Below are 8,046 nucleotides of genomic sequence, written 5' to 3' on the forward strand. Positions count from 1 at the left end.
ATGCTAGTCAATTAAGGAGGTTTCTATGCAATCATTTACTACTTTTAGCAAAACAAGATCTTCATACTTAGATGACTTCTCCTATTACACCCTTATGATCCTTTGTACAAAGGTCATTATGTTGGATTTTTATGCGATATTTACTACATTAGTGTTAATCAGTATAATAGGATTATTTTTAATAAAATTTCTTAATAAAGAACTACATTGTAAATTTATATGTATAATATTGTTATTTGGAGTGTATTTTCTTTTGAAAAAAATATGTATTAACTCTTCTATTATATATTTAGAAATTCTCTTTATCGTAATTATTACTTTTACTTTTATTTTTAAGAAGTATAAAGATTATATTAGGAAGACTTTTACGTTATCACAAATTAAAACAATAGATTATGTACTAAAACTAAAATGCTTAAGTACATTAAAACATTCTCAAAACGTAGCAATTTATACAAAAGAATTAACAAGAGCAATGTCATTAACGAAGAATGAGAAAGAAGTTATATACTTCGGTGCACTTATGCATGATATAGGTAAATTGGCTATTTCAGATGAGATACTTCATAAAGAAGATGTATTAACAGAAGAGGAATACCAACAAATGAAGAGGCACACTACTAATGGCTACAATATGATTAAACAGATAACTTATTTTAATGAAATTGGCATTACAGATATTATATTATTTCATCATGAGCGTTTCGATGGAAAGGGATATCCTGCTGGATTAAAAGGTAAGGAGATTCCCTTAGGTCTCGTATAGTTGCTGTAGCAGATGCTTTTGATGCAATGACAAATAAAAGAATTTACAGTACTCCACTAAACTATGAAGATGCTTTGAAAGAGTTGAATATTAGTAAAGGTACACAATTTGATCCAGATATAGTGGATACTTTTATTTCCATTTTCAGTAATAAATTTCGTTAATTAAATTCTAATAAAGTATATATAATCTCTGAGAACTTACTTTTAGTAATGTTTTCAGAGGTATTTTAATTTGTTAATTACATTATATTCGTATTAAAATCAGTCGATAATAATAGTGAACTCTACAATGAGTAGGAAATAGATGTTAGAACTTTTTAGATCAAAGTATAGAAAATGGCATAAGAATATTTTCAGTACAACTGAAGCTATTCTTATGCTTTTTACTTTAAGCAAAAAAGGTATAACACTATCTTGTATCTAAAATGATTTTATTTATTTCAAAAATGAAATCATTATATTCGCTGATAAATGAGAAAATTTAAAAAGAATTGCTATTTTTTATTAATATAAGTCCATTAAGTGCGGAAGAAAAAGAGGGAGGATTGGAAAGTGTTAATAACTATAATTCCTTAAAGGTGTGATTATGTAGTATTCCCCACTTGTTATAACAATTTGTTAAATGGAAAACCTATATTAAAATACTTAATTATAAAAGAACATTAGGTGATATTATGAACAGATTTGATGAACGATATGCAAGTTTAATTTATTTTCTTTTTGAAAAAAATGATTGGTGTAGTTTAGCAGATTTATCCGAGAAGACAGGGTATTCTCGAAGTACGATTTGGAGAGACATTACTTTCTTAAATGTAGGTTTACCTGAAGGATGGTTCATTGAAAAAAGTGAATCAGAGGGAGCACGTTTAATTAAATCTCCGAACGGTACCCTTGAAGGTATATGGTCTTATATGAAAAATGAAAATCCATATTTTCAAATCTTAGAGTATATTATTCTTAATAACGGTGTAACGATTAATGATATTGCGACAGCTGTTCATATAAGTAGATCAACTGTATATAGACAGTTAGATCAAATTAAAGAAGTTGTAGAGGAAGCAGGTATTACTCTAGATACTAGTCCTCTTAGATTGAATGGTGACGAGAAAAAGGTACGTCGATTTATGATGCAATACTTGGAATATAAGGGTCTAGATTATCTAAACGATTTAAAAAATATAGATCTCCAAAGTTTTCGAGATGCAATTGTAAATTATACAACTGAACTTTCTATTACTCTTCATCTCGGAGCTGTTCAACGTTTATCTTTTATTTTAGAAATTATTAATATTAGAATTTCTATGGAATGTTATGTTTCTTTTCCAAAGGAAATATATAATAAATATAAAAATACTGTGCATTTTGATATTGCAAAGAAAATGTTTCCATTTATGGAAAAGTGCCCAACTAGAGAACAACAAACACAAGAAATATTATACTTTTGTCTCTGTCTATTAAGTGAGGATATGCCAAATAATATGACTGAGGAGCTTTATAAAATACGTATTAAAATGAAAGAAAATAAAGATGATCCTAGTGTGCTTTTTTTACATGAATTATCAGATTACTTACACTTTGATTTAACTCAGGATGATTATTTTCTTTATAAATATTTCTCAACAATTAAACGTACCAAGTATGATACTCAGTTTTATACGGATACTCGTATGAATACCGCGCTTCCATTCTTACCTTACGTGAGGGAGCATCCACTATTTATTGGGATTGAAAAATTAGTAAAAAACCACCTCGAGAATGAAACTATGTCATATGGAAAATTAGAAATTTTAGAATTGTTCATATTAGTAGATGCTTTTTTAATTCGCAAAAAGAATAGTATGAAGATTAATACAGTATTAATCTGTCGTACATATATTGAACTGGATTATCTTTACCAACTTCTTGATTATCACTTTGGAAAACATCTGGATATAAAAATTTATGATTTATCAGATATTGATGTAATTAAGAGACATAATCATATAGACTTAGTTATATCGACATTAAAAGGTCAATTTTTGAAGGAACATTTACCAGTATTAAAAATATCTACGTTTCCAACAGAAGCCGAATTAAGTGGAATAAGAAGGTTTATTGATAAATACCTTATTAAACGACTACATTTAAATGAAACTTTATCGGATTAATATTATTCTTAATGAAAAAACTCTTAGTCATTAAAGGGCTAAGAGTTTTTTTCTTTTTATAAGGTTGTTGTTTGGGATACATAACTTATTAATTAGTTAAGCAAATTAAATAATAGAATTTCTGTAAATTTAAAAAATGTTATTAATCGCTAGTATTTTCATACCATTCTATAATATTCATTACATCAATAGTATCTTTTTGTTGTTTTTCGTAAACGTATTTTAGAATTTCTTCAAAGTTGCTGGGTGAATATGACATACTGTTTAATTCTTCATCAAATCTGTGATTTAGGAAAAAGATAGTACCCCCAGTATCGATCGCGTTATCTATAATTTTTTTCACTCTTGGTACATCTACATTGTACGTTAAATTTATAGTTTTTAGTTCAAAAGGCCTTGTTCGATTTATTTGAATTTCGTTTACTAGTGAACGTGCAGCATAGTAATGATTTTTTTCTAAGTAATCTATAATTTCTGTTGTATAATCACCATATGGGTAAACAATAAATTTGCTACCAGAATCGAACCCATTATCTTGAAGCCATTATTTTGCAGTTCTTCAAGTTGTGCAATATTCAGTTTTGTCCCACCAGTTGCACTTGTTATTACACCAATTGTACCTGGGAAAGAATATTTTTTCATTAGTTGATATGCTACGGTGTATTGAGAATCCCATGCATCGTCCATTGTGAATACAATTTTACCTTTATTGTGGGTTAAGCTATAAAGTTTATTAATTGTGATTTTAGCAGGTGTGTTATTGACGGTTTCAAAGCGTATCTGAACCGCTTTAATAGGTTCATTCCAATTAAAGTTATTATATTTTGTAAAACCAGATTTTCCAACACTTAAAAAGTTTTCACCTACCAACATACTATTTTGATTAATGCCAGCGACTGCATAATTTGTGAATTTTGTGTCGTTTGATACATAAATAGAAATTTTTGCTATATCTTTAGGTTTAAGTACGTTTAAAGATAGTTTAATACCGGTATATTGAGAAAAGTCTTCATTTAAATTATTATTTCTGATGAACGCAGGGGACGTACCATCTGTCGATAACTCAACTGAATTAGTAGAAGCATCAATATTCATTGAAGTATTCTGTCCGGAATATAATTTCCATCCATTTTCCCATTTTGATAGTGATTCAAATGCATTATTGTTGGCTTTCACTTTTTTTAAATTAATATATTCTCTAAAAAATAGAAATAATGAAGCGACAGTAATAAACATACCTAATACTAGTAGAGATTTTTTTAAGCTGAATTTTTTAAATTTACCCAATATTAAACCCTCCTAATAAATATTTGTAAAATTATAGGTAATCTCAAAAATATGTAATATGTATATATTACTAAATATTCATAATAACTATAGTTTCAAATTTGGTTGTATTTGTTTTATGAATGTGATAAATATCAACTTTTTTAAATTTAATTTTACTGAAAATTTTTTTAGAGTTTGTATTTGGTTAATATTAATTTGATAAAATTTATTTCTAACAATAAAATTAATCGTTAAAAATATTGAAGAGAAATACAAGTTTAAAAATAGTTATATAATATTGAAGATGTTTAAAAATTAGATAACCTAAAAAAATACGAACAAAAAGCATCATCAAGAAAGATGATGCTTTTGTTTATTTAACTAAATTTATTGAGAAATAAACATTTGTGTCCATACATTAGAACGTGAGTCGTATCCTACACCAATTTGATCTAATTTAGAGTTCAAAATATTTGCTCGGTGTCCAGAACTATTCATCCATGCATTTACTACCTCTTCAGGAGTTTTTTGTCCTTTTGCAATATTTTCAGCTGCATGACTATAAGAAATTCCGAATTTTTTTATCATATCAAACGGTGAACCATAGGTTGGACTGTTATGATCAAAATAATTTTTATCAGTCATTTCTTGTGACTTAATACGAGAAACTTTAGATAAATCATTATTTACTTTAAAAGGTTTTAAACTAGCTTTAGTTCTCTCGTTATTTGTTAATTCTATAACTTTTGATTCAAATGCAGATAAAGAGCTAGACACTTCTATTTTAGAAAGTTTTTCAGGTGTTGGTTCTACTGGCTTTGATGGAGTAATAGGCTTTATTGGTGTAGAAGGATTAGAAGGAACATTTGGTTTTACTGGTGTAGAAGGATTAGAAGGAACATTTGGCATTACTGGCTGAACAGGATTAGAAGGAACATTTGGTATTACTGGCTGAGTAGGATTAGATGGAACGTTTGGCGTCACAGGTTGTGCAGGTTTTAGTGGAACATTAGGTATTTCTACTTTGGTAATTTGTTGATTTTTATTATTGATATTTGTTTCTTTAAAATCTTTAATAGTTTGTCCAAAGTTACTTAATATATTGAACTTAAACAATTCACTAAGTTGCATTAAATTATTTGAAGGTAATTTATTAGAAAATGCATTATCTGATGATAGTTTAGGTAAGATAAAATATTGGTATAAAGTGTTATTAAATATATTATTTTTTTGAGTAAATTGTTTTGTATCAGCATGTGTATGTGTATTAAAAATTAGAGATCCAATTAAAACAGTCAATGTAATTGTTTTTTTCATTTGTAAATCCCCCAATTAATATTTTGTTGTGTTCCTTATGAGAGGAACAATTTAAGTCTAACAATCATTATAGATAAAAATTATTTCATTATTGAAATGAGTTATTTCTACAATGAAATAATTACACTCAGGCAGTTTTATTAAATAGTGATTACAACTTTTATTTTTCAGATATTATGCACCCCGACTTAATATTGATAACAATATTAAAGCTATATATGAAATACCAACTAATATGTATATATAAACATAAGTCTGATCATAAAACGACACATCAACAATTAGATGAGATAAAAATTTTACGAAAGAATGACACAGTAAAAATTTGTTAGATTTAGCAGATGTACAAAAAACTTAATCACTCAAAGAACAATTTGAAGAAAAAAATTCATTTTTTGCTGTTCAAGATAAAATTGATACTAAAACATCTATGGGAAGATTTTTCTTTAGAATATGGGTTAGTATTGTGGAATAAAGGTATGAATTGCTCACTATATGGAGTAGATAACTTTTTAACGGTATAAAAATAAGTCTAGTTAAGTTTGAATCGACTTAATAAACTAAATTATATATGTAAATGCGGATTTTATAAGCTAAGGAATATACTAAAATAAAGCAGCCTGGTTTGTTTACTTAAAGTAAACAAACCAGGCTGTTTTGTATTTAGAAGCGTTAATGTTTGATTGTGAAAAGTGATTAAAATATGCTTTTTTATATTACCTTCTCCTTATCCTTCTTTATTAAGAGGTAACTGTACCATTTCTTAACTTTCTTTACATAAAAAAACTTATAAATAGTAAGCCATTATGAAAAACGTTAAAAAGTACATTGTTTTTTTCTTAAATTAATAATTTTTGTTCTATAAATTAGAAAAACAAGCTTGTTAGATACAAAATAAGCCAAAGTAGTTCTTAAAAAAATTAACTGTTGTCTCAAAAATGTTATGTGTAAACGCAAAAGTGAAATCGTTTAGTACCTATGAATATATTAATATTTCCTTGTAAGATAAATAAATATTGAAGGAGAAATAAATAATGAAATTTAGTAACAAAATGAAAAAACCTATTAATGTAATAGCTTCTTCAGCCATTGCGTTTACAGCTTTAATTTCCCCAATCTCAACAGTTTTACCAGGAATAAAAGCAAATTTAGTAGAAGCATCTACTATAGATGCAAGTGTAAATGTTAAATTAGGAATGGCATATGTTTCTAAATTAACTGTTAATAGTGTCGTGACAAAGAGTTCAGCACAGGATTCTTATTTATTCAAAAATTATAAGCAAACATTTGGAACAACAGAAACAGTTAAGGTAGAAGGAAACGGATATATTGTACCTGTACAAACAGGTAAATATAAATTTGAAGTTAGTATGAAAAATGCAATTAATAATTATGATTCCAATTATTATAAACATGACAACAATAATGTTTATGTGCAGTCCCTTTCTGGTAGTCAATTAGGAACGGCAACAGCAAAACCTAAATATTTAGGGGGAACTCTAGATGTTTCTAAAGAAGTCGAAGTTACTTTACAAAAAGGAACAGTTTATAAAATATATAATCTTTTTATCAAGGGTGATGCTACAACAAATATAGATACTATAGAAGCAGATGTTAAGGTTACACCTCCAGGTTTCGATACAGGATATTCAATTGGAACCGGCAGTGAAGGATCAGTAGGAGATGTTACAATTTCAGGTAATGATTTATTAACTGAATTAACCAACGGAAAAATGCTAGTTTTCCAAAATTCTACTACCGCAAGTAACTTCTCAAATGCTTTTAAAGCTCAAGAAACAATCAATAATTCTAAAGTGGCAGACGCAAAAGCAAAAGTAGACGCATTATTTACAGATAAAAAGTATGATACACTTAATGAATCTACAAACGCAGCCGCAATTGAGGCAGCTGAAGAATTAATTAACGCATTACCGGCAGGTAGTGACAAAACAAACTTACAAAATCTAATTAATAAAGCAAAAGATTTACTAGATGAAAAAACAAAAGCAGAACAAGCAGATACAAAAGCAAAAGTAGACGCATTATTTACAGATAATAAGCATGATACACTTAACGCATCAACAGACTCAGCCTCAATTGAAATAGCACAAAATGCGGTTAACAAGTTACCAGAAGGTGATGAGAAATCGAACTTACAAAATCTAGTAAATAAAGCAAAAGATTTATTAGATGAAAGAACAAAGGCTGAGCAAGCTTTATCAGATGCAAAAGCAAAAGTAGAAGATTTATTTACAGATAACACATTTATCGTAATAAACGAATCAACAAATCAAACAGCCATTGACAATGCGAAAGCAGCAGTCGCTAAGTTACCTGCAGGTGCAGAAAAAACACGTTTAGAAAACTTAATCAACGATGCAAAAGATTTATTCGATGCAAAAACAAAAGCAGCACAAGAATTATCTGATGCAAAGGCAAAAACAGAAGGCCTATTTACAGATGACAAATTTAATGCATTAAATGGCGAGACAAACCAAGCTACAATTGACGATGCAAAAGCAGCAGTAGATAAATTACCAGCAGG

At 28.1% G+C, this 8,046-nt stretch carries 4 protein-coding genes and 1 pseudogene; 3 read left to right on the forward strand and 2 right to left on the reverse strand.

Annotated features, from left to right (window positions below; all coding sequences use genetic code 11):
• Nucleotides 1-118: 118 nt before the first annotated feature.
• Both ACFVR2_RS06305 and ACFVR2_RS06310 read left to right on the forward strand, forming a co-directional pair.
• A pseudogene (locus ACFVR2_RS06305) lies at nt 119-930 on the forward strand (HD-GYP domain-containing protein).
• A 512-nt stretch (nt 931-1,442) separates the two neighbouring features.
• Nucleotides 1,443-2,915, forward strand: coding sequence for a BglG family transcription antiterminator (locus ACFVR2_RS06310; RefSeq protein WP_387359880.1), 1,473 nt, complete (start codon nt 1,443-1,445; stop codon nt 2,913-2,915).
• Between the two features lie 465 nt (nt 2,916-3,380).
• Here the strand turns inward: ACFVR2_RS06310 and ACFVR2_RS06315 are convergent, their stop codons facing one another.
• Entirely contained in the window at nt 3,381-4,202 is an 822-nt protein-coding gene (locus tag ACFVR2_RS06315; RefSeq protein ID WP_387359882.1) for a polysaccharide deacetylase family protein, read from the reverse strand.
• A gap of 369 nt (nt 4,203-4,571) precedes the next feature.
• Nucleotides 4,572-5,501 carry a CAP domain-containing protein gene (locus tag ACFVR2_RS06320; protein WP_387359884.1) on the reverse strand — a complete coding sequence of 310 codons (930 nt, stop codon included), beginning with the start codon at nt 5,499-5,501 and terminating at the stop codon, nt 4,572-4,574.
• A 1,034-nt stretch (nt 5,502-6,535) separates the two neighbouring features.
• Here ACFVR2_RS06320 and ACFVR2_RS06325 point away from each other — a divergent pair.
• On the forward strand, nt 6,536-8,046 hold a 1,511-nt coding region (locus ACFVR2_RS06325), incomplete at its 3' end, for a toxin Cry1Ac domain D-VI-related protein (protein WP_387359886.1).

This window comes from Gottfriedia sp. NPDC057991 (assembly GCF_042886615.1).
Lineage (GTDB): Bacteria > Bacillota > Bacilli > Bacillales > Bacillaceae_G > Gottfriedia.